Source organism: Cronbergia sp. UHCC 0137 (assembly GCF_034932285.1).
Classification (GTDB): Bacteria; Cyanobacteriota; Cyanobacteriia; order Cyanobacteriales; family Nostocaceae; genus Cronbergia.
In genome coordinates, this window is record NZ_JAYGHC010000058.1 from 1 (window position 1) to 20,652 (window position 20,652).

Consider the following 20,652-nt stretch of genomic DNA (forward strand, 5'->3'; position numbering starts at 1 on the left):
GAATATTAGCGTTAACGCACTCAGCAATAATATTCCCAGCTTTGGTTCTACCAATAGCGATAACGTCACCTTGCTTCCAGGAAAATTATACTTTGCGGGTAACGGAGCAGACATCATAGAAACTAAAGAAGATAACCAAATCTTTGCCGGAGATGATGATGATCAAGTATTTGTAGGTAGTAATTCCTCCGTATTTGGGAATGATGGTAATGATAAAATCCTGATTGGTCAAAATGGATTAGCTCAAAATACCAGTGCTGATGGTGGTGCAGGGAATGATGAAATTACCGTAGTTCAAGCTGATGGTAGCAATAATCTGTTTGGAGCCGCAGGTATGGACAAACTCGTGGTATTAGAAGGTTCTGGCCAATTCTTATTCGGTGGTTCAGATAACGATATTCTCATCAGTCAAGGTAGCAATAATCGACTCTACGGTGGTTCTGGAGATGACATCCTATACTCCAACATCAATGACTTCCTAGTTGGTGGTGATGGGGACGATATACTATATGCTGGTCAAGGAGGAGGTAATCGCCTTAGTGGTGGTAGTGGTAGTGATCAATTCTGGATTGCTCAAGCCAGTTTGCCAACTAGCTCAAATATTGTTACCGACTTTACTTCGGGAATTGACATAATTGGAATTGGTGGTATTTCTACTGTAACGCAATTTAGTAATCTAACTCTCATCCAACAAGGTGATAGCACTTTGATCAAACTAGGAGATACTGAACTAGCCTCATTGCTAGGAATCACATCAACTAGCCTAACAGCTAATGACTTCACTTTTGCCGCAAGTATAGTGTAATTATACTCAAAATGGCTTAATAGTTTGATTCTATAGTAGGGGTTTAGCAGCGCTCATTGGTGTCAACTTAGGCTCTAATCGTTGTCCCACAGCCGTTTTACCCCACCCCTTAATCCCCTCAAGAGGGGAGGGGAGATTTTGCTTTAGCAAAAGCGGGGGCGGGGTTCTTCTTGATTGTTGGGGAACTGAATAAGTTTGATCTAACGTCATTACAAGAATTTCATGTTAAGTTGACACGTATGAGCAGCGCTCAACCCCTACAAATCTAGGTCTTTTGTAATCTTTAACCGTCACCTGTCGCACGCTCCAATGCTGACCCAACTACTAAATAATTTACCACCAGGCTCTCCAAACCATTCTTTTTTCCAAATAGGGGCATTATGTTTAAGAGTGTCAATTGCATAACAACAAGCTGCAAATGCTTCACTACGATGGGGAGAACCAACAGCAACTAAAACGCTGATTTCCCCAACTTGTAACCTGCCAATACGATGATATATGACTACCCGGTTAACATCAGTCCATTGGTAACGAATATCAGCCGCAATTTGATAAAATACTTGTAATGCCATTGGTTCATAAGCTTGATATTCTAGAGAATGCACTGGTTTACCATCAGTTTGATTACGAACCATTCCACTCATCACCACTACCGCACCATTAGCAGGATCATCAGCCTTAACGTAAGTTTCTTCAAGAGATAATGGTGCAAGAGTAATACCAAAGGTATCTTCCGGTTTTGGTTTGACGAGAAAATTCAGTTTAGTTTTCATGAACAAGAAATTTGCTATGGTTCACCAGAGATTTTAGTAGATTGGGTGAAGTGTTTGAGTTGAATATTTATTTTATTGTAGACTTGTGATGATAGCGATCGCTACGCTCTCTACGAGACGCTACCGCGTAGCTTGCTTCCTCAGAGAGGTACGCCGCAAGCATCGCGCTGATTTGTTAGTTCGCTCTTGTCAAGATTATCTGCTGCTAGATTAATCTGTGGTAATATTTATATCTTGCAACAGTTGGCGGACGTACACCCACGTATCCCCCCTATTTCCCTTGGGATTCCCTTTGACCTGAAATAAAAGGTGGTATAATTCAATCAAAAAATTAGCTTCAATCAAGAAATTAGCAACTTTATTCAAATTGTGAGACTTTCAGGCGAATTGCCCGTTTTTAGTTCATCAATTTTGCAGTGTGAAGAAGTCATGGTCATCTTGCGTCATCAGCGTGAAGAGATTCGGGATTTTCATGTTGCATCACTGTTTTTATTTGGTTCAGTAGCACGAAATGAAGCTACAGCCAGTAGTGATATTGTGTCCTGACGGAGGCAAAACGTGTCTTTTAGAATTTAGAGCTATTACAAACCCGAATTACATTTACGAGGTTGTTTATAGGCATGAGATAATAACTGTTCAGGAGTTATACCCAAACCCTTAGCAGCCGAAATGGCAAGAAGATTAGCACGAGAATCTTGACAATTTTCAACAGCATCTGCAATTTTACTTAATACGGATACTTCACTTTCTTGAGTAATGCGATCGCTCTGAGCTTTAGCCAAATCTCTTTGTGCTTGAGCATAGGTTTTTTCTGGTGAATCAAATTGTACTACTACACCCATAACCGCTTCTGGGTTCAAGTTGCCATTACCATTCGGAGTTAGTCTGATAATACCAAAAGCACAGACTCCACCGCAATTAGGATAAGTAAGAGTGCTGGCACTAGAATTATTAAATTGTACAATTCCTGTTTGTTGAGGAACATAAGTTGATGATGTAGGTGAAATCTCAGAGTTATTTACCGAAGTAGAATTATCGACGGTTATAGTATTAGTATCTGTAGGATTAACATCATCACCACCAGCCCAAACTATTTGAGGAAATAAGAAAAATATGATAAAGGTAAATGAAAAATTATATAATTCAGGTAATCATAATGAAATATAAGTCTATTTTTATTGATACTTTGGGCGGACATTACATTAAGAAAGGAGCGATAAAGTGACTACACATCTAGTCAAGAACATTGACTTACCGATGCCACAGATTCGAGAATTTTGTCAACGTTGGCAGATTATCGAATTTGCCATTTTTGGTTCTGTACTTCGTGATGATTTTCACCACGATAGTGACATTGACTGTCTAGCTAAATTTTCTGATAAAAGTGATTGGAGTCTATTTGATCGCGTCAAAATGCAGCAAGAGTTAGCAATAATTCTGAATAGGAAAATTGATTTAGTAAATAAAAAATCAATAGAAAATAGTCAAAACTGGTTACGCAAAAGGGAAATTTTAAATACGGCACGAATAATTTATGTCAACCAATAAAGATTCTGCATCGCTAATAGATATCGCTCAAGCCGCTTATAAAATCATAAAATATAAGCAAGGTTTAAGTAGAGATGAGTTTATGGATGATGACAAAACTCAGTCATCTATTTTGTATCAACTCCTGATCATCGGTGAAGCAACCAAAAGAATTTCTCAGGAATTTCGAGTTCAAAACCTGGAAATTCCGTGGTCTCTCATGGCAGGTATGAGGGATAATTTAATCCATGAATATAACGATACGAACTTAGATGAGGTTTGGAAAACATCTGACAAGGATATTCCTGAGCTAATAAAGTTGATTGAACCACTTTTACCCAGGAAAGAAACTTAATTGCTAAAATAGCAAATTAGCGAACTATTAATCAATAAAGTTTAAGATTTAAGGGTATTAGGATTTTGGCATCGGTATTGATTTATCACGCCTGCAATGGTGGTAAGATTTCGGTGAGGGAAATAGCTAAATCAGCAAAAAACAAGGGTGAAACAATCCCATCTTCAGCAATAATCACCTCACTTTGATAACCTTCTTGAGTTGGTTGTCGAAATACGTGAAGTTTTCGTTGATTAACATCTAACACCCAATAATCATTAATTCCCGCTTGGGCGTAAATTTTACCCTTGATTTCACAATCATATTTCAAACTACTATTCGCTACTTCAATAATCAAATAAATTTCCTCAGCAGTAGGATGATGATCTGCATAGTCAAGAGGGTGAATTTTAACTATAGCAACATCTGGCTCAGGTTCAGAAAAATCGTCTAATTCAACAGGATCTTGAGTGATGATTTCAGCTTGACTTACTAACAACTGACTGAAAATTTTTGCAGTTCGTCTAACTGTCCAAGTATGGGCAATTCCTTTAGCAATCATCTTGATAATTTGTCCAGCAATTAATTCCACCCTTTCTTCTGGGTGAAAAATCCCTGCCGCTTCCATTTGGTGATATTCTGCTACAGTCAACAACCGCAGAGCTAAAGGTGCTACTTGGGTTTCCATCGTTGAGCCTCATCATACAGAATTTTCAACTATTTTAACTATTTAGCAGCCTCTGTTGCGGAAAGCTGGGCAAATTTAGCCAAGGGGACTTCTTCTACTTCCGATAACTTTTCTAAAGATAGGGGTGTAGATTGACTCGCACCAGATAGACGTTTTAACAAATTAGGCCGGGAATCATATAGTAGATAAATAATGCGATCGCCTATTTCCCATGTTTGATTTGCTATCATAATCTGTAGGCGTTCATCCCGTTCTATCAATAGCGGTACTAACTCACCAGCCCGAATCTTGTCTTGGATATGTTCTTGTTGACTGGCAAATTCTGCCTCATTCAAGGTAGTTGTTCCCAATTTCACCCGTCCATCATTCAAATACTCATTCCAAGTTTTAATCGGTAAGTCAGAAACAAAAGCCTGATTAACTTTACTATTAGCGGAATTAGCCGCTTGAGGATCACGGGGGAATACTGCCAAAACACGGGGTGGACTAAATTCTTCGGCTGCTCGTTGCGCTAAAACAAAATTCACTTCACCATTATTAGTCATAGCCACAAAAGTTCCCATGGAAGCAATTCCCGCTTCTTCTAAAACTTCCGTATCTAAGGCACTGCTGGCAATTACTCGCAGATTTTGGGCTTCAGCTTGGGGAAAGCATTGGGGATCAGTGTCAATGATCACGACTTCTTCTCCCCGTTCTTGAAAAAACCTGGCAATTAACAAACTCAAGGGATTACAACCAACAATCAGCGCCCCTGTTGCATCTTTAGACGTGATTCGCAACCATTTGACAATCCAGCCAGCCGTTAACCCTTGACAAAAAACCGTCATGATAATTGTCAAGAATACCAGAGCTTTAATCGAGTCTCCACCATTTACACCCCTTTGGGTGAGCAAAATTGCAAATAAAGAAGCAACAGATGCAGATACAATTCCTCTAGGGGCAACCCAGCTTAAAAATAATTTCTGTCGCCAATTTAGATTACTATTCCAGGTACACAACAGGATGTTAATTGGACGAACTACAAACATCAATACCAACACAGTGAATAAACTGCCCCAACCCAAGGCTAATACACTGGCAATGGATAGGTCAGCCGCTAGTAAGATGAATAAGACAGAAACGCTGAGAATGGTTAGCTGATTTTTAAAGCTACGCAACAATCTTTCTTCTGGGACCGAAGAGTTGGCAAATACTACCCCAGCAATAACTGTAGTCATCACCCCTGATTCTGTGCGAATCATTTGGGCTAAGGTAAATAAACCCCACAGCATGGCCAGGACAACCAGATTTTTTAATTCAAAGGATAGGGCGTTGGCACGTTTAAAAATCCAACTCATCAAGTAACCGCCCAAGCCACCAATTGATGCTCCTACGCCTAAACGCATGACTAAACCCATGATGGCTTTGAATGGGTCTGTATCCCCGTTTAAAATCGTGTCTAGGACAACGAAAGCCAAGATTGCGCCTACGGGGTCGATTAATACCCCTTCGCCTTCTAGCAGGGTTGCTACTTGCCGATCTACATTAATTTGTTTGAGCAGGGGTCCAATTACTGTTGGTCCTGTAACTACCACTATGGAAGCGTAGAGAAAGGCAATATTCCAGGGAAATTCACCCAGCCAGTGAGCCGCCATACTACCGCCCACTAGGGTAATTAATGTTCCCAGGGTGACGAGCAATTGTAGGCTGAGGGAAACTCGACTCAATTCTTGTAAATCCAATTTGAGTCCCCCTTCAAACAAAATGATTGCCGTGGCTAGGGAGACAATCACTTCTAGTCCCGATCCCAGGGAATGTGGGTGTAGTAGCCCAATGCCGTCGCCACCTAAGAGGATGCCTATCAGGAGCAATAAGACGATACTGGGTAGTTTGAGGTATGTAGCTATTACCTGGGAGCTAATGCCGGCCAGGACGGTGACTACAATTTGTAAGGTGATTTCAAAAGATGCTTCCATGTTGTAGATTTTGAGCGATTTATTTCAAAATCTTCTGTAAAGAATTATAAATATTAACCCTATAGAGTACAACATTACACCTTTTCTTAATGAAATCGGCAGTTTCTTCATACTTTGTTTCTGAGAATACTCCCTTTTTAACTGATTGGTTGAATTCTGAGGAGAAGTATGGTATAATTTCTAGTCCTGTGCTTTAATGAAGCGTTTTTGTAAAGCTACAACGACGGCTTGAGTGCGATCGCTCACTTTTAGTTTATGCAAAATCGTTGCAAGTGTAACATAAAGTGCAAGGGCAATTTCTTTGGTTGCGGTTTGATCCCACTAATAAGCCCCCACAGCGATTGAACGCAGCGCTAAAACTAATTAAACAATAGCCTTGAGTCCCGACTTCAATCAACCGCGCAATCAGGGATTTTTGAGAATGGGAAGTTAAAATTAAAACTGGCAAATGGGGATTTTGTTGTTTAATTACATGAAGCACGACAAGGACACACCAAAGTTACTCTGCCCCTTCTGCCTCCTAACTCCTGCCTTTTTGTAAAGCTGCCCCTAAATCATGTCTTGAAGCTAAATATCGCATTAGACACCTTAAAATAATGTTTTATCCCTCTCCAGACAGTTCCTACATCCGTCCTGCTAAACGTGGCAAGCATAAGATTTTTATTGGCATGGCTCCCGGTGTTGGCAAAACTTACAAAATGCTAGAAGAGGCACAACTCCTGAAGCAAGAAGGCATTGATGTGGTTATTGGCATCTTGGAAACCCATGGACGCAAAGAGACTGCTGTAAAAGCGAAAGGACTGGAGGTGATTAACACAAAAGCCTACAACCATCAAAATATAACTTTACTAGAAATGGATGTGGAGGAAATTATCAAGCGATCGCCCCAGTTAGTCTTAGTTGATGAACTTGCCCATACCAATGTTCCTGGCTCACCCAGAGAAAAGCGATATCAAGATGTAGAACTAATTTTAGCAGCCGGCATAGATGTCTATTCCACTGTCAATATTCAGCATTTGGAAAGTTTGAAGGATCTGGTAGCTAGAATTGTCGGTGTTGTGGTCAGGGAGCGTATTCCCGACCGGCTTCTAGAGGAAGCTGACGCTGTTGTTCTCATTGACGTTACCCCAGAAACTTTAGAGGAACGTCTACAGGAAGGCAAAATTTATGCTCCTGAAAAAATCGAACAATCCCTCAAAAACTTCTTTCAGCGTCGAAACCTCATTGCTTTGCGGGAACTGGCATTGAGAGAAGTAGCAGACACCGTAGAGGAGGAGGCAAACACTTATCCTCTTAACGGTGAAAATTGCACTATCCATGAAGCCGTTTTAGTCTGTGTCTCCACCTATCCTAATTCTGTCCAATTGCTCCGTCGGGGCGCTCGTCTTGCCAATTATATGAATGCCCGGTTTTATGCTGTGTTTGTAGCTGACCCTGACCGCTTCCACTCGAAAGAAGAAAGTTTGCATATCGAAACCTGTGAAAAGTTATGTCGGGAGTTTGGTGGCACTTTTTTACACGTCAAAAGCCACAATGTCGCTGAAGAAATTGCTGAGGTGGCGATTAAAAATCACATTACTCAAATAGTGATTGGTGAAAGCCGACAACCCCGATGGAAAAGGCTATTCCAAGGAGCATTTACACAAAGATTAATGGAATTAATTAGAGAACAAAATATAGATTTACACATTATCGCCACTGAAAAATAATTACGAACCACAGAGGCGCAGAGGACACAGAGGAATAAGAGTTTGAGGGATTTTTTGCCTTTCTTTCTTTCTTTCTTCGCGTTCTTCGCTTCTTTGCGGTTCAATTACTCCATATTCTCCTACCAAAATTTTTTTCTAAAGCCTGTTGACATCTCCAGAGATATCAGTTATCTTATATAAAGTGCGCTTCAGATGCCCCCATCGTCTAGAGGCCTAGGACACCTCCCTTTCACGGAGGTAACGGGGATTCGAATTCCCCTGGGGGTACTAAAAAACCAAATTAAAGCCATTTTTGTAGAGACGTTCCATGGAACATCTCTACAGGTATTTTCGACTATATTCGAGGTTAAAGAGCAAATTCTCCTGCTCGTTGACAAATTGCTATGAGGTTTAATTGTAGGTCTTTGGTGAGACGGTTTTCAATGATTGAAACTGGCATGGTCAGCTTAGGCCAAACTTGGATTGTGTAGCAAAGGATTGTTCCTTGGGAATAGGGTTCTAAGCACCAGCTACCAGAGAAACCTTTAAAGTCTCCTTCCACCATGCGGAAGTTAATCAATTTGGGAAATAATTCTTCCAAATCTAGAACTACACGAGCGCAAAAGTTGATGTTGAGTAAACGCTGTGTTCCCACTTGTTCTAGTCTAATACCTCCATTGGGATGCTCTAGAAGAGTGCTTTTGGCCAGGTTGGGGATGAAATCAACTAAGGCTTCATAATTGGTGAGAATCTTCCAGATTGTTTCGGGAGGGTGGGGAATTTTAATGGTGGCACTAATTTGTCTTTGTCGCTCTGCTAGTTTCTCTATTTGGATTTCTACCTGAGCGGTGTCTAAATTCCCGTTTTGGTTGTTGTCTTCACTGGAAGCAGGGAAATCGCTTCTGATTGTGTTTATTTCTGTAGTCACTGTGGGGAATATGGGTTATTTTGGGTGGAAAACTGGGGTAGAGTCAGAATAAAGGAGATTTCACTTAGTTCAGAATCTGGGATGGGGATACTCTCAAGAGCGATCGCTCCATTCAAATGCTGCACTAAAGACTTGATTAAAGCAAGCCCTAAACCAGTTCCAGGTGTCCAGCGTCCTTTTCCTCGACGAAATTTGTCGAAGATATAAGCCGCTTCTTCTTGGGAAATACCATACCCTGTATTAGTCACTTTAATCATAACTTGATCAATCTGTTCTTCAACTCGGTGGCTGACTTGTACAGTGATTGTGGTCTCAGACTCCGAATATTTACAGGCATTTGTTAATAGTTCTTGTAAAATTCGGTGAAAGCTCTCGGTTTCCGTTTGGATTTCTAAGGAATCATCTGGTAATTCTACGGCAATATTTAATCCTTTATTGATTAATTGTTCGGCAAAAGAGCCTAGATAGTCCTGAATTTTGCTATTTAAATCTATAGTTTCGTATTGCGGTGCTTCTTGATGAGATTCTAGTTTCTGGAGTGTGAGCAGGTCGTTAATTAAGTTAATTTCTTTGGTACATTCGTTTTCCAGAATATCCAAGTACCGAGATTGACGATCTGCGGTGATGCCTGGTAAACGGAGATTACGGATTGACATCCGCATATTGGTGAGGGGATAACGGAGGCGATCGCTGATGTTGCTGACAAATTCATCTTTTAATTCGTTGAGTTGTTGTAGTTGCTCAACATACTGCCTAGTTCTTTCATACAGTTTAGACTGGACTTCTAAACTGCGCTTGAGTTGCTCGGTTCGCTCATCTACTAAGGTTTGTACCTGTCTTAGGGTCTGAGATTGAATAATAGCATTGCTCAACTGAGCGCAGACCATTTCCACAAGATTTAGTTCTGAACTTTGCCATTGACGATTTTCTTTTTGTTGAAAAACTACAAATCCTAATACTTTGCCTTGATTTTCTAATGGCATTAACAGTGTAGAAGGGAAATTTTCAATGTCAAAACATGATGCTGTTGTCCAGTTCTCATTTCGGTTTGTAGTCTCATCCGTAATTACTGGGTTGCCTGGCTCGGTAAATATACGCTGAGATAATTCACAGTCTGATAGCCAGAAAGATTTATCAGTATAAGCAAAATATTCGCCCTGATGCCATTCTCCAATTAGGTTAGCCTTGGCTTTGGGGACTTGTTTTTGTAGCCGATTTCTAAATAATGGGTTTGTATATTTGAGTAAGATCAGTAAACCCCGTTCTGCTTCTAGAGATTCAGCAGTTGAGGAAACTACTAACTGGAGCATTTGATTTAACTCTAAGTTAGTGCGACTTAATAGAGTCAATTGCTTAATTAAACTTTGATGTTGATTGGCTTTTTGTAAACACTGTTGACTAGCAGCTATTGTTTGTGCTTGTACTACCTGAGAAAAAGCGATCGCACAAGATGATTCTACTGTTTTTAGTAATTCTTTTTCTGCTTCCTGCCACTGGTAGGGTTGAAAATTAATCAGACTAATGACACCGTTGCTATGGCCGCTAAACCGAGTAGGAATGGCTAATACAGATTTGAGGGGTAATGGTAAATTATGACACGCAGCAACCAGGCTTTTTTGAATTATAGAAATATCTTCAATAGTTAAAGGTTCTGATGCACATTGGACTACTGGCAAGTTCATCAACAACTCTTCCATCAGTAACATTTCATCTAAATTGGGTAGCTGTCGATACTGTTCATTACACCAAGTTACAACATTTTCTCCAAAATCAACGCCATTTACTACCGTCACCAAGCAGCAACAATCCACTTTAAAAGATACCCCTAGCAACTCAGCTATTGCTTGCAGCATTCCCGTTGTGACTGTGGAATTGGTGATAATTTCGTTAATTTTTTGTGATAATGTATGGCCCGTTGCTGCCTGATGCTGCATCAAATTTATTGGGTATGACGTTAATCTATCTATATCATTTAGGTACTGTGGCGGTGATAACAAACGTTTTTTCATTGGCTGGCACGCTTTTGAATAATTAGCCTAATTGTTTCTAAATTTAACTTTTCATCCTTTTCTGCATTTTCTATAGTTATCACCCGATTCTGGAAACTTTGTAGTTTCGATATTTGAACCCTTAATCTCTTGTTAGCGCAGCTTGACGTAAGCCATTGATGAAACTCGTTTCACAACAGGGCTTTCATTCTGACACCTGACTTCTGCTATAATTAGCATATCCTGTATGTAACCGTATATAAACCGTAATTCTTCTATAATTACGACAAAATTCCTATAAATCTCATCAGGGTTAATACTAGAATATAGTAGAAGTAAAGGGGTGAAAAGATAATTTTTGAAAAAATGGTATTATTTTTACCCCTTGGATAAGTATTATTCAGAGAAACTCTCGACACTCAGAGGAACCATATCACCATTCCTCGTTAGTCCTAATAACATGGGTTGCTGTCGTTGAATTAATTGACCTGTAAGGACACAACGTTCTTCTTGCTGTGCTGTAGCTGCAATACTAGCTCTAATATCAGCTTGTGAAAATCTGGGCTTCCATTCACCTGATTTTTGCTGAACATAATTCCAAAGAATATCTCGAATTAGAGCTTGATATCCCTGATTACCGGCTATTTCTTTAAGTTTATCTTTAAGTTCACGTTCTAGACGAATACTGGTAACTTCCATTTCTGTTGTTGGAGTACGAGTAATTGTAGCCATGATGTTTTCTCCTAATTAGGCATAGGGGGCATAGTAATACAAGTGTAGTATATTTAAATAACTTGAGTTTAGGCTAATTTGGATTTGCGTGACCTTTGTAGAATATCAGCACACGTACTGAATTTAAAAATAACTTCAGTCTATAGGTTGATTTAATAACTAATCAAAAAAAATAAAATATAAGGATATTTACGAGGTTCAATCAACAATGAAATTTATTACTTTAGGCATATCTAGTTTACGTCCCTTACAGTTTTTATTTCTGATTTTTACCTGTACCTTACTATTTCTATTTAGTTCTTTTCCGGCTTTTGCTATCAGTAGCTATCAAAGTCAACCAGAGGAAGGAACTACACAATTATTAGAAACTCAGCGTAAAACTGATGAAGTTGCGAAATCACCACCTATAACACTAAAAGAGTCTCAACAGAGAACAAAGAAAGGACTCAATGCAGTTCAGGGAGACGCAGACATTGAAAAAATGAAAACTCCTGAAAATTCCCAAGATGCTACTTCTGTAGAAGAGGAAGTAAAAAATTTCCTCAAGGAAGTTACAGGTAATAAATAAAAGATTTATCCAATGGACATCTCCAAAAATTAGATATGCGTGAACTAAAACCTCTCTACAGTCTTTACCGGAGATGTCTATGTAACGTCTCTATTTCTTTTTAAACATAAAATAGGAAATAAATTTAAACCAAAAGAAAAATTTTTATATTTACATTGGGGGATGGTGACAGTGGAGAGTATTTGCGATCTTAAAGCAAGTGAACTTAGGGATGTAGAACAATGCCTAGAATTAATATTGGTTTGACGGAAGAACAGCGTCAAGGTGTAATGAATTTGTTAAATCAAGATTTGGCAGATTCTTATGTACTGTTAGTGAAAACAAAAAAATATCATTGGGATGTAGTGGGACCTCAATTCCGATCTCTTCATGATCTATGGGATGAACACTACGAAGAGATTACAGAAAATATTGATGAAATAGCTGAGAGAATCCGTACTTTAGCAGGTTATCCGATTGGGACGATGGAGGGATTTCTGGGTATTGCGACGTTGAAGGAACATAGTGGTGAAATTCCGAATGCAACGGGAATGGTAGATAGATTGGTGGAAGATCATGAGCAACTTATTCGCAATTTAAGAGAACACGTAGATCGTTGTAGTGATGAGTTTCATGATCAGGGAACTGCTGATTTTCTCACTGAATTGATGGAAGAACATGAGGAAATGGCCTGGATGCTGCGTTCATTTATTGAAGGAGAAGCAATAAAACCAGAACGGAAAAAACCACAACAGGAAATTAAAACTCCAGTGGGTGTGTAGTTAATTTAAATAAAATACAAGGAGTAAACAAGTGCCTCAAGTATATCAAGCGGAACGGACTATTTCGGCTGTATTCAAAGAACAAAAGCAAATTGATGATGTAATTCGTCGTTTGCTAGATAGAGGTGTACCCAAGGATCATATTTCTGTGATGGGTAGAAATTTCCAATCGGAAACTCGAATTTCTGGTTTTATTAGTAAGAGAGATGTAATTTTGGGGGGTTTGAGAACGGGAGCAGTTTTTGGTTCTTTGTTTGGTTCGTTCCTAAGTTTGCTAACTGGTGTAGGTGTGTTGTTTATTCCTTTTGTCGGTCCAATTGTTGCAGCAGGGCCAATTGGTGCGGCCTTATTGGGTGCTGCAAGTGGAGCGATCGCTGGTAGTGCGGGTGCTGGATTAGTATCTTTTTTAACTACTTTGGGAATGCCAGCAGATAAAGCTGCTATTTATCAAACCCGTCTACAAGCTGGGGAGTTTTTATTACTCACGGAAGTTCCGAGCGATCGCACTGGTGAATTTCGATTACTTTTAGAAAGTGCTGGTGGTGAGGAAATCCAAACTATTGATCAAACTCTAGATCGTCCTTGTCCTGGTCCATGCAATAGTCCAGAGGATTTGTCTCCTGAAGTTCGCGCTCATCTCTCACCAGAAGCGCAGCGTGTCTTTATTGAAAAGTATAATGCTGTACTTAATCAAACCAGTGATGAATTTACTGCTGAACAGTTAGGATGGGATGCAGTTTACCAAAAATTTGATGAAGATGAAAATGGAGTTTGGTCAAAAACCAAGGTAGGTGTTTAATCTCAAGATCAGGAAGGGTGAACTATTCACCCTTATTTTTTGGAAAGCTTGATGAAACTCCTTTTAATGGCATAAAAAAATAATTAAAATAAATCGTGACTTTTGTCATAGATGTAAACCTATTATTCGTGACTTTCTTCATGTATATATTTTCGGTGATTTAAGATATAATTGTGAGTAGTCAAAGTTACAACAGGCTGAGTAAATAAAAAAATATTCCCTATTTGTGATACCATAGTGTGACGTAAGCCATGGGCGTATTGCAATACCCCGGATTTGTCACAAATTGGATTATCCTTTTTGCGGAGTTCCCTCAAGCAAAAATGGGGATGGAGTTATTAGAACTCGGTTGGGAACTGCATCAATTTTATCTTTCACCCAGTCAGGCGATGTGCGAATAAATTCTATAATGTTAGTATAAACAGAGATTTTAAATAATTTGGTATTTACATCAAATCACTTGGCAAGTCCGTTGTGAATTTAAGCCTCTCTGGTTTTTCATTTTAAATTGATTATGACATCTTACATAGAAATTCCTTTAATTGGCAAAAAAATACAGTATCCTTTCCGTTGGCTGATTGGATTAATTGCAACTGGTGTCTTAATTGTAGGTACAACTACAGCTTTAAAAATAGCAAATCAAGGCACAAATAAACAAGACATTACTAAACTCACTGTTCCAGTAGAAGCAAAAAACATCACAGTGAGAATTACCGCCAGTGGGAAAGTACAACCAGTACAAAGCGTAAACATTAGTCCCAAAAATCCGGGAATTATCACCGAATTGGAAATTGAACAGGGGGAAAAAGTCCAGAAAGGGGAAATTATTGCTCTGATGGATAACTCGGAAATTAAAATGCGAATCCTCCAATTTCAAGCCAATTTAGAGCAAGTCCAAGCACAATTAGCAGAGAGTCAAGCGGGGAGTCGTCCTGAAGAAATTGCCCAAGGAAAAGCGCGTGTAGCCCAAGCAGCAGCACAATTGGCTATCCTTCGTAAGGGCAATCGTTCTCAGGAAATTGATCAAGCTAAGGCTGCTGTAGATTCAGCTAAAGCGCAAGTAGAACTAACTCAAGCCAGAGTAAAACGTTATCAAATTTTAGCAAAAGAAGGGGCTATTTCTCAAGATTCTCTAGAACAATATATTAGTGAAGATAAAAGAGCAAAAGCCAGTTTAGAAGAGGCTCAACGCCGATTGTCATTGCAACAAGTGGGTAGCCGCAACGAAGATATCGAAAAACAAGAAGCAGTATTAATTCAAGAACAACAAGCACTGAAAAAGCTAGAAAATGGCAACCGTCCCGAAGAAATTGCCCGACTAAAAGCTGCTGTAAATAGTGCTGTAGCTCAGTTAAAACAGCAGCAAGTCCAATTAGAAGATACCATTATTCGCGCTCCTTTTACGGGGATTGTCACTCAAAAATATGCAAATATCGGGGCTTTTGTAACACCAACAACTTCGGCTTCTACGAGTACCTCAGCAACTTCTAGTTCAATTGTGGCCTTAGCAACGGGTTTAGAAGTTTTAGCTCAAGTTCCCGAAGCTGATATTGGTAGAATTAACCAGGGACAGCAGGTAGAAATTGTCGCTGATGCTTATCCAGATCAGGTATTTAAAGGTCGTGTCCGTCTGGTTGCTCCCGAAGCGGTGATAGAGCAAGGTGTGACATCTTTTCAGGTGCGGGTGGTGATTGATAGTGGTGCAGATAAACTGCGTTCTGGCTTAAATGTGAATTTAACATTTTTGGGCGATCGCATTAACAATGCTTTAACCTTACCAACTGTAGCAATTCTCACGGAAAATGGCAAAACTGGCGTACTGATACCAGATACCAATAATAAACCCCAATTTCGAGAAATCACCATTGGAGCGCAAATCAAAGATGAAACTCAAGTCTTAGAGGGAGTAAAACAAGGTGATTTGATATTTGTGAACCCACCCAAAGACTACAAACTTCAAAAAGCCAAAGAAGAGAACAAATAATGAACTTTTTAGAAAGCATTCAAATGGCAGGTAAAACCTTGCTCGCTAATAAGTTGCGTAGCACCCTAACAATGTTGGGGATTATCATTGGTAATGGTTCAGTAATTGCCATGATTGGCATTGGGGAAGGGGGACAAAAATTTGTAGCCAATCAATTAAATTCCTTGGGTCCAAACATCTTATTTATAATTCCCGGTAACGAAGAAACTCAGCGCGTTTCTAGAGATGTGACAAGAACGCTGGTTTTAGAAGATGCTAATGCGATCGCCACTCAAGTACCCACAATAGCAGCAACTACGGCAGAATTGAATAGTAGACAGGTAGTTACTTATAAAAATAGAAATACCGATGTCAATATTATTGGCACAACTCCCAGTTTCTTGAAAGTGCGGGACTTTGAAGTAGCCACAGGTAGATTTTTCACCGATATAGATATGAAGCGCAGCAACCAAGTTGTCGTCTTAGGTGCAGAATTGAAAGCAAAACTTTTTGGTAATAATAACCCCGTTAGTCAGCAAATTAGAATCAAAAATGCCAGTTTTCAAGTAATTGGGGTACTAACTGAAAAAGGTTCAACCTTGGGTGTCAATTACGATGAATCAGCATTAGTCCCCCTTTTAACATCAGCAAATCGCATCGTAGGAAAGACATCTCCCTATGGACTAGAAGTAACTTACATTGTGGCTTCTGCCAAAAATGCCGATAGTGTAGATGCCGCAGAATTTCAAATTACTAATTTATTACGACAAAGACATAAACTCATCGGTGAAGATGACTTTACAATCCGTACCCAAAAAGATGCTTTGCAAACAGTAGATCAAATTTCCAGTGCATTGACAACCATGTTAGCAGCAATAGCCGGAATTTCCTTATTTGTCGGTGGCATTGGTATTATGAATATAATGCTTGTTTCTGTCACCGAACGCACCCAAGAAATTGGTTTAAGAAAAGCCATTGGTGCTACCCAGCAAGACATTTTACTTCAGTTCATCATTGAAGCAGTAATTGTTTCTGTAATTGGCGGTTTAGTTGGTACTACTGCTGGTGTCAGTGGTATCATATTAGTATCAGCGCTAACTCCCCTAGAAGCGAGTATTTCCATCGTTTCTATTACAATGGCTGTGGGTATTTCTGGAGCAATTGGCTTATTTTTTGGCGTAGTTCCAGCCCGTCGTGCTGCTCAACTTGACCCCATTGTAGCATTAAGAAGCGCGTAAATAAAAGACGAGATTAATATACAACAATAACATGACACACCCACCACAGTTGATATCAATTTTATTAGTCACCAACGGCTTTTTATTTACCAGTTTCTTGCCTTCTACCCATGCCCAAAACCTAATTACTCCCGATGCTACCATGCCGGGAGAAACATCACAGGTAGGAGTGGATAATTCCTTAATCTGGAAAAAACCCACAGACGTAATTACCGGAGGAGCAATTAGAGATAAAAACCTCTTTCATAGCTTTGATAAATTTAACATTGGAGATGGATACGCCGCATATTTCCACAGCCCTAATTCTAACATTCAAAACATTCTTACACGGGTAACAGGTAATGATCCTTCACACATTTTAGGAACACTTGGAACTTACGGACATTCTCAACCAAACTTATATTTAATCAACCCTCACGGTATTATTTTCGGGGCAAATTCTAGCTTAAATATTGGTGGTTCACTTATCGTCACCACAGCCAATGCTTTAGCATTTGATCAAGAGGGTTTTAGTGCATCCCAACCTACCGCACCATCCCCTACACTCACTATTAATCCCTCTGCTTTTTTGTACAATCAACTCGCTACTCAACCCACCAACTCCATATATATTCAAGGTAACTTAAATATCACAAAAGATAAAAATTTACTATTAATTGGTGGTAACACCTTATCAACAGAAAATAGTACAGGTAATATTCAAATTGAAGGAAATTTAACAGTACCAGGTGGACAAGTTCAAATTACAGGTTTAAACAGCCAAGGACAGATTAAATTAAATCAAAATAATGGCAGGCTTAGTTTAACAATTCCAGAAAATACACCCAGAATAAATGTTAGCTTAGATAAAGGCAAGAACATCAATGTTATTTCAAATCCTGGAGGTAGTATTTCCATTTCTAGCCATGATCTCGAAATATTAAATGGATTTTTTTTAAGATCAGGAATTAATAATGCTTCAAATTCAATAACAACTGAATCCGGTGATATTATTATTAATGCTAACGGAGAATTTAGAATGTCAGGAAATATAGAAATAAATGGAAGATTTTATCCTAGTGCTATCCAAAATTTTGTTAGTTCAGCAGGTATAGGTCAAGGGGGTGATATACAAATTCAGGCAGCAGATATATCAATAAGTGATGCTGAATTTACAATTTCGACCTTTGGCAAAGGTAACGCTGGAGATATTTCCTTTAAAGCCGATAAAATATTGATGGACAAAACCCAAATATTTGGTCAGGTAGCTAGTTCAACGGCTGAAGGTAATGGTGGTAAAATTGATATACAAACTCAATCACTTACCTTGACTAACAATACTCAACTTTCAGTTTCGACCTTTGGCAAAGGAAATGCTGGGAATATTTCCTTCAAAGCAGATAAAATGTTAATGGACAAAATCAAAATATTTGGTCAAGTAGGTAATACAGCTTCTCAAGTTCAGGGGGGGAGGATTGATATTGAGGGTAAATCACTTACCTTAACTAATGATACTGAACTTTCATTCTCTACTTTGGGAGAAGGAAATGCGGGGAATATTTTTCTGAAAGCAGACAACATTTTAATTAATGATGGAAGTCAAATTTTCGGTCGTGTAAGTAGTCAAGCTCAAGGACAAGGGGGAAGAATTGATATAGAGGCTCAATTATTAACATTAGCTAATAACGCCCGATTTGAAACCTTCACTGAAGGTAAAGGGAATGCCGGAAATATTACCATTAAAGCAGATATAATCAAACTAGATAATAGTATAATTAATGGAGCAGTCCGGGATCTAGCTAAAGGACAGGGGGGGAGAATAGATATAGACACTAAATCATTAATATTGACTAATAATGCCCAACTTATTACCTCTACCCTTGGTACAGGAAATGCAGGAAGTATTTTACTGACAGCATCTAACTTAACTTTAAATTCAGGTAAATTGTTGAGTACATCCACAGCAATTGGAGAAGGAGGTAATATTGATCTGCAAGTTCAAGATTTACTTTTACTAGAAAATAATAGTTTGATTTCTACCACCGCTAACGGAACCGGAAATGCAGGAAACCTAAATATTCAAGCAGATTTTATTGTTGCTCCTCCAGTCGAAAACAGTGATATTATTGCCAATGCCTTTGCTGGTCGGGGGGGTAATATTCAGATTAACACTCAAGCCATTTTTGGTACAGCTTTTCGCCAAAATTTAACCCCAGAAAGTGATATTACAGCCAGTTCTGAATTTGGTGTGAATGGCACAGTGAATATTAATACTCTGGCAGTTGATCCTACTAAGGGTGTATTGGCATTACCTAGCAGTGTTGTAGATGTATCAGGGTTGGTAGCACAAGGGTGTACTTCAAATTCCTCAGCTTTGGGGAGATTTGTCTCTACTGGCAGGGGGGGACTACCACCAACTCCCAGCAATAGCCTGAGTAGTGATGCAGTGTGGGAAGATGTAAGATCAGCCGATAAAGTTAGTACCATGATTCCTGCCCGTGGTTGGGTAATTAGTGGCGAAAATGAAGTTATGTTAACAGCCCAACCTTGTAAATTATCAAGTATAATTAACAGGGAAGATAAAAATATAAATCAAGCAATTATGTCTCAAACTAAACCACAAAACCCGGAAGATATGCAGGTTGTGTCTACCAATGGTGACGACCTGGCAACACCATTTGTTGAAACAGAAGAACTAAATGATCTGGAATTGGATTCCATAGTTGGAGCCGGGAACGAAACAATAGACACACCGCAACCAGAGCCAACAAGGTAGTAAGGTCAGTTGGTTTTTTAGTTCAGTCAGGTGCGTTAGAATCGGAAAATTAGTGATTTTATCCTAAATTATTCCGTCTGACGCACTCTAGAGACGTGTTGCCAAACTAAATTTGCTGATATGCTTGAATTTCAGAATTATCCCTCTTCTGTCAGAGTAGGGAAGATATAATAGAAGTAAAGAGCTAAAACCCTTGCGAGTAGGAGGTTTGCTATGACTTTACCAAGAATTGCCAAAAATACAGTGACTTTTATAGACGAGTATTGTGAAATGTACAAAAATATATTTCCAGAAGTCAGGAGTTTTGAGTATTTTAAATACCTGCATTTAGGGATCATATCGGATGTAAAAAGGAAAAGTTTACCGGAAATATCAAAAGTAGTAGGATTAGAAAATGCACAAGGACTACACCATTTTTTAGAAAATTCACCTTGGGATGTAAATGAATTGAAGAGATTAAGAATTGATTTATTATCAAAGGGACTGGCAGGAGAGTCATTTATTGTAACCGTTCAGGGGGGGTAAACAAAACGGGTATTGGTAAATATGTAGTGATAATAAAATTAAACACTACAAGAAGAATTATAATGATGTATGAAATACCAGATAGCACCAATGTGGTTATCTAGCTTTTTAGAGAAGGATAAAGTCTTTCTAAACAAACGAGAAATTCTTTGACGCATTGTATTGTTAAAACGTTCAATGTGGTTAGTCTTGCCAGACGATTACTAAGGATTTTTAAAATTGGGATTTTTGGTTAACCGAACCGTATTGGGATGATAATTATCTATCAAAAAATGATAATTTGATACAAGTTTTCTACTTGAATTAAGAGAATTTTATCTTATTTTTTTCAAAATGAGAATTGCTGTCCTAATATTATTGAGTTGAGAGCAAAATAACATGAATCAATCTGCTTTAAATCGTAAATTAACCCAGGTTTTCGGGATTTTTTTAGGTATGGGCATAGCAATTTGGGTACTAAGAGGGTTTGGTATTCTCACATTTATTCCTGGTGGTGTAATTTGGTTGTTGTTCTTGGGAGCGATCGCTGTGGCAATTCTGAGTTACATTCAAAAGATATGGTGGCGCATCTAATCCCATTTAAAATCAAAAATCCCCAAGTCAACCATCACACGATTAAGCTACA

The 20,652-nt window shown here is 38.9% G+C and carries 21 protein-coding genes, 1 tRNA gene and 2 pseudogenes; 15 read left to right on the forward strand and 9 right to left on the reverse strand.

The genetic code is table 11. From position 1 onward, the window contains the following. Window positions 1-805, forward strand: an 805-nt coding sequence (locus VB711_RS21975; RefSeq protein WP_416233602.1) for a calcium-binding protein, incomplete at its 5' end; no start/stop codon positions are given. A gap of 290 nt (window positions 806-1,095) precedes the next feature. On the opposite strand, the gene VB711_RS21980 is transcribed toward VB711_RS21975, so the two are convergent. Beyond that, window positions 1,096-1,578: a molybdenum cofactor biosynthesis protein MoaE gene (locus tag VB711_RS21980; RefSeq protein WP_323288442.1), complete on the reverse strand. Its 483-nt coding sequence runs from the start codon at window positions 1,576-1,578 to the stop codon at window positions 1,096-1,098. A 369-nt stretch (window positions 1,579-1,947) separates the two neighbouring features. Here VB711_RS21980 and VB711_RS21985 point away from each other — a divergent pair, with 369 nt between their 5' ends. Continuing rightward, the gene (locus VB711_RS21985; protein ID WP_323288443.1) at window positions 1,948-2,124 is read left to right on the forward strand and encodes a nucleotidyltransferase domain-containing protein; all 177 of its coding nucleotides are present in this window, start codon (window positions 1,948-1,950) and stop codon (window positions 2,122-2,124) included. 35 nt (window positions 2,125-2,159) lie between these two features. Here VB711_RS21985 and VB711_RS21990 read toward each other — a convergent pair whose 3' ends face one another. Beyond that, window positions 2,160-2,420: a hypothetical protein gene (locus VB711_RS21990; protein ID WP_323288444.1), complete on the reverse strand. Its 261-nt coding sequence runs from the start codon at window positions 2,418-2,420 to the stop codon at window positions 2,160-2,162. Window positions 2,421-2,799: 379 nt separating this feature from the next. On the opposite strand from VB711_RS21990, the gene VB711_RS21995 reads away from it, so the two are divergent. Together VB711_RS21995 and VB711_RS22000 are read left to right on the forward strand one after the other, a co-directional pair. After that, window positions 2,800-3,126, forward strand: a complete 327-nt coding sequence (locus tag VB711_RS21995) for a nucleotidyltransferase family protein (RefSeq protein WP_323288445.1) — start codon at window positions 2,800-2,802, stop codon at window positions 3,124-3,126. Then, entirely contained in the window at window positions 3,113-3,460 is a 348-nt protein-coding gene (locus VB711_RS22000) for a DUF86 domain-containing protein (protein WP_323288446.1), read from the forward strand. Before VB711_RS21995 ends, VB711_RS22000 begins: the two co-directional genes overlap by 14 nt. A gap of 85 nt (window positions 3,461-3,545) precedes the next feature. Here the strand turns inward: VB711_RS22000 and VB711_RS22005 are convergent, their stop codons facing one another. The 3 genes and pseudogenes from VB711_RS22005 to VB711_RS22015 form a co-directional block, all read right to left on the reverse strand. Continuing rightward, window positions 3,546-4,127: a Uma2 family endonuclease gene (locus VB711_RS22005; RefSeq protein ID WP_323288447.1), complete on the reverse strand. Its 582-nt coding sequence runs from the start codon at window positions 4,125-4,127 to the stop codon at window positions 3,546-3,548. A gap of 38 nt (window positions 4,128-4,165) precedes the next feature. Then, on the reverse strand, window positions 4,166-6,082 hold the full coding sequence (locus VB711_RS22010; protein WP_323288448.1) for a cation:proton antiporter: 1,917 nt from the start codon (window positions 6,080-6,082) through the stop codon (window positions 4,166-4,168). Window positions 6,083-6,262: 180 nt separating this feature from the next. Beyond that, a pseudogene (locus VB711_RS22015) lies at window positions 6,263-6,551 on the reverse strand (DNA-binding response regulator); the annotation flags it as partial. A 127-nt stretch (window positions 6,552-6,678) separates the two neighbouring features. Between VB711_RS22015 and VB711_RS22020 the strand changes: the two are divergent. Together VB711_RS22020 and VB711_RS22025 are read left to right on the forward strand one after the other, a co-directional pair. Continuing rightward, window positions 6,679-7,791, forward strand: a complete 1,113-nt coding sequence (locus VB711_RS22020; protein ID WP_323288449.1) for a sensor protein KdpD — start codon at window positions 6,679-6,681, stop codon at window positions 7,789-7,791. A 194-nt stretch (window positions 7,792-7,985) separates the two neighbouring features. Then, window positions 7,986-8,058: transfer RNA gene (locus VB711_RS22025), tRNA-Glu, on the forward strand. A gap of 79 nt (window positions 8,059-8,137) precedes the next feature. Here VB711_RS22025 and VB711_RS22030 read toward each other — a convergent pair. The 3 genes from VB711_RS22030 to VB711_RS22040 form a co-directional block, all read right to left on the reverse strand. After that, the gene (locus VB711_RS22030; protein WP_323288451.1) at window positions 8,138-8,698 is read right to left on the reverse strand and encodes an SRPBCC family protein; all 561 of its coding nucleotides are present in this window, start codon (window positions 8,696-8,698) and stop codon (window positions 8,138-8,140) included. Further along, window positions 8,695-10,707, reverse strand: a complete 2,013-nt coding sequence (locus VB711_RS22035) for a GAF domain-containing sensor histidine kinase (protein WP_323288453.1) — start codon at window positions 10,705-10,707, stop codon at window positions 8,695-8,697. Before VB711_RS22035 ends, VB711_RS22030 begins: the two co-directional genes overlap by 4 nt. Before the next feature lie 375 nt (window positions 10,708-11,082). After that, a complete protein-coding gene (locus VB711_RS22040) occupies window positions 11,083-11,418 on the reverse strand; it encodes a hypothetical protein (RefSeq protein ID WP_323288454.1) in 336 nt (111 codons plus the stop codon). Window positions 11,419-11,626: 208 nt separating this feature from the next. Between VB711_RS22040 and VB711_RS22045 the strand changes: the two genes are divergently transcribed. The 8 genes from VB711_RS22045 to VB711_RS22080 all read left to right on the forward strand — a co-directional run bounded on the left by VB711_RS22045 (window position 11,627) and on the right by VB711_RS22080 (window position 20,027). Next, window positions 11,627-11,986 carry a hypothetical protein gene (locus VB711_RS22045; RefSeq protein ID WP_323288455.1) on the forward strand — a complete coding sequence of 120 codons (360 nt, stop codon included), beginning with the start codon at window positions 11,627-11,629 and terminating at the stop codon, window positions 11,984-11,986. A gap of 221 nt (window positions 11,987-12,207) precedes the next feature. After that, window positions 12,208-12,747, forward strand: a complete 540-nt coding sequence (locus tag VB711_RS22050) for a Dps family protein (protein ID WP_323288456.1) — start codon at window positions 12,208-12,210, stop codon at window positions 12,745-12,747. 31 nt (window positions 12,748-12,778) lie between these two features. Next, a complete protein-coding gene (locus tag VB711_RS22055) occupies window positions 12,779-13,546 on the forward strand; it encodes a ChaB family protein (protein WP_323288457.1) in 768 nt (255 codons plus the stop codon). A gap of 251 nt (window positions 13,547-13,797) precedes the next feature. Beyond that, a complete protein-coding gene (locus tag VB711_RS22060) occupies window positions 13,798-13,947 on the forward strand; it encodes a hypothetical protein (RefSeq protein ID WP_323288458.1) in 150 nt (49 codons plus the stop codon). A 113-nt stretch (window positions 13,948-14,060) separates the two neighbouring features. Continuing rightward, window positions 14,061-15,530, forward strand: a complete 1,470-nt coding sequence (locus VB711_RS22065; protein WP_323288459.1) for an efflux RND transporter periplasmic adaptor subunit — start codon at window positions 14,061-14,063, stop codon at window positions 15,528-15,530. Continuing rightward, window positions 15,530-16,747: an ABC transporter permease gene (locus VB711_RS22070; protein ID WP_323288460.1), complete on the forward strand. Its 1,218-nt coding sequence runs from the start codon at window positions 15,530-15,532 to the stop codon at window positions 16,745-16,747. Before VB711_RS22065 ends, VB711_RS22070 begins: the two co-directional genes overlap by 1 nt. A 31-nt stretch (window positions 16,748-16,778) precedes the next feature. Beyond that, the gene (locus VB711_RS22075; RefSeq protein WP_323288461.1) at window positions 16,779-19,502 is read left to right on the forward strand and encodes an S-layer family protein; all 2,724 of its coding nucleotides are present in this window, start codon (window positions 16,779-16,781) and stop codon (window positions 19,500-19,502) included. 213 nt (window positions 19,503-19,715) lie between these two features. Further along, on the forward strand, window positions 19,716-20,027 hold the full coding sequence (locus VB711_RS22080) for a hypothetical protein (protein WP_416233603.1): 312 nt from the start codon (window positions 19,716-19,718) through the stop codon (window positions 20,025-20,027). 38 nt (window positions 20,028-20,065) lie between these two features. Here VB711_RS22080 and VB711_RS22085 read toward each other — a convergent pair. Continuing rightward, window positions 20,066-20,224 (reverse strand): annotated as a pseudogene (locus VB711_RS22085) (IS1 family transposase); the annotation flags it as partial. A gap of 181 nt (window positions 20,225-20,405) precedes the next feature. On the opposite strand from VB711_RS22085, the gene VB711_RS22090 reads away from it, so the two are divergent. Then, window positions 20,406-20,600 carry a hypothetical protein gene (locus tag VB711_RS22090; RefSeq protein ID WP_323288464.1) on the forward strand — a complete coding sequence of 65 codons (195 nt, stop codon included), beginning with the start codon at window positions 20,406-20,408 and terminating at the stop codon, window positions 20,598-20,600. Window positions 20,601-20,652 lie beyond the last annotated feature (52 nt).

Bases quoted from the DNA above. Each gene is read 5' to 3' on its own strand.
- VB711_RS22040 (WP_323288454.1), bottom strand. From the start codon at position 11,418: ATGGCTACAATTACTCGTACTCCAACAACAGAAATGGAAGTTACCAGT.
- VB711_RS21990 (WP_323288444.1), bottom strand. From the start codon at position 2,420: ATGGGTGTAGTAGTACAATTTGATTCACCAGAAAAAACCTATGCTCAA.
- VB711_RS22090 (WP_323288464.1), top strand. From the start codon at position 20,406: ATGAATCAATCTGCTTTAAATCGTAAATTAACCCAGGTTTTCGGGATT.
- VB711_RS22075 (WP_323288461.1), top strand. From the start codon at position 16,779: ATGACACACCCACCACAGTTGATATCAATTTTATTAGTCACCAACGGC.
- VB711_RS22005 (WP_323288447.1), bottom strand. From the start codon at position 4,127: ATGGAAACCCAAGTAGCACCTTTAGCTCTGCGGTTGTTGACTGTAGCA.
- VB711_RS22050 (WP_323288456.1), top strand. From the start codon at position 12,208: ATGCCTAGAATTAATATTGGTTTGACGGAAGAACAGCGTCAAGGTGTA.
- VB711_RS22065 (WP_323288459.1), top strand. From the start codon at position 14,061: ATGACATCTTACATAGAAATTCCTTTAATTGGCAAAAAAATACAGTAT.
- VB711_RS22010 (WP_323288448.1), bottom strand. From the start codon at position 6,082: ATGGAAGCATCTTTTGAAATCACCTTACAAATTGTAGTCACCGTCCTG.
- VB711_RS21980 (WP_323288442.1), bottom strand. From the start codon at position 1,578: ATGAAAACTAAACTGAATTTTCTCGTCAAACCAAAACCGGAAGATACC.
- VB711_RS22020 (WP_323288449.1), top strand. From the start codon at position 6,679: ATGTTTTATCCCTCTCCAGACAGTTCCTACATCCGTCCTGCTAAACGT.
- VB711_RS22080 (WP_416233603.1), top strand. From the start codon at position 19,716: ATGACTTTACCAAGAATTGCCAAAAATACAGTGACTTTTATAGACGAG.
- VB711_RS22060 (WP_323288458.1), top strand. From the start codon at position 13,798: ATGGGCGTATTGCAATACCCCGGATTTGTCACAAATTGGATTATCCTT.
- VB711_RS22045 (WP_323288455.1), top strand. From the start codon at position 11,627: ATGAAATTTATTACTTTAGGCATATCTAGTTTACGTCCCTTACAGTTT.
- VB711_RS22000 (WP_323288446.1), top strand. From the start codon at position 3,113: ATGTCAACCAATAAAGATTCTGCATCGCTAATAGATATCGCTCAAGCC.
- VB711_RS22035 (WP_323288453.1), bottom strand. From the start codon at position 10,707: ATGAAAAAACGTTTGTTATCACCGCCACAGTACCTAAATGATATAGAT.
- VB711_RS22070 (WP_323288460.1), top strand. From the start codon at position 15,530: ATGAACTTTTTAGAAAGCATTCAAATGGCAGGTAAAACCTTGCTCGCT.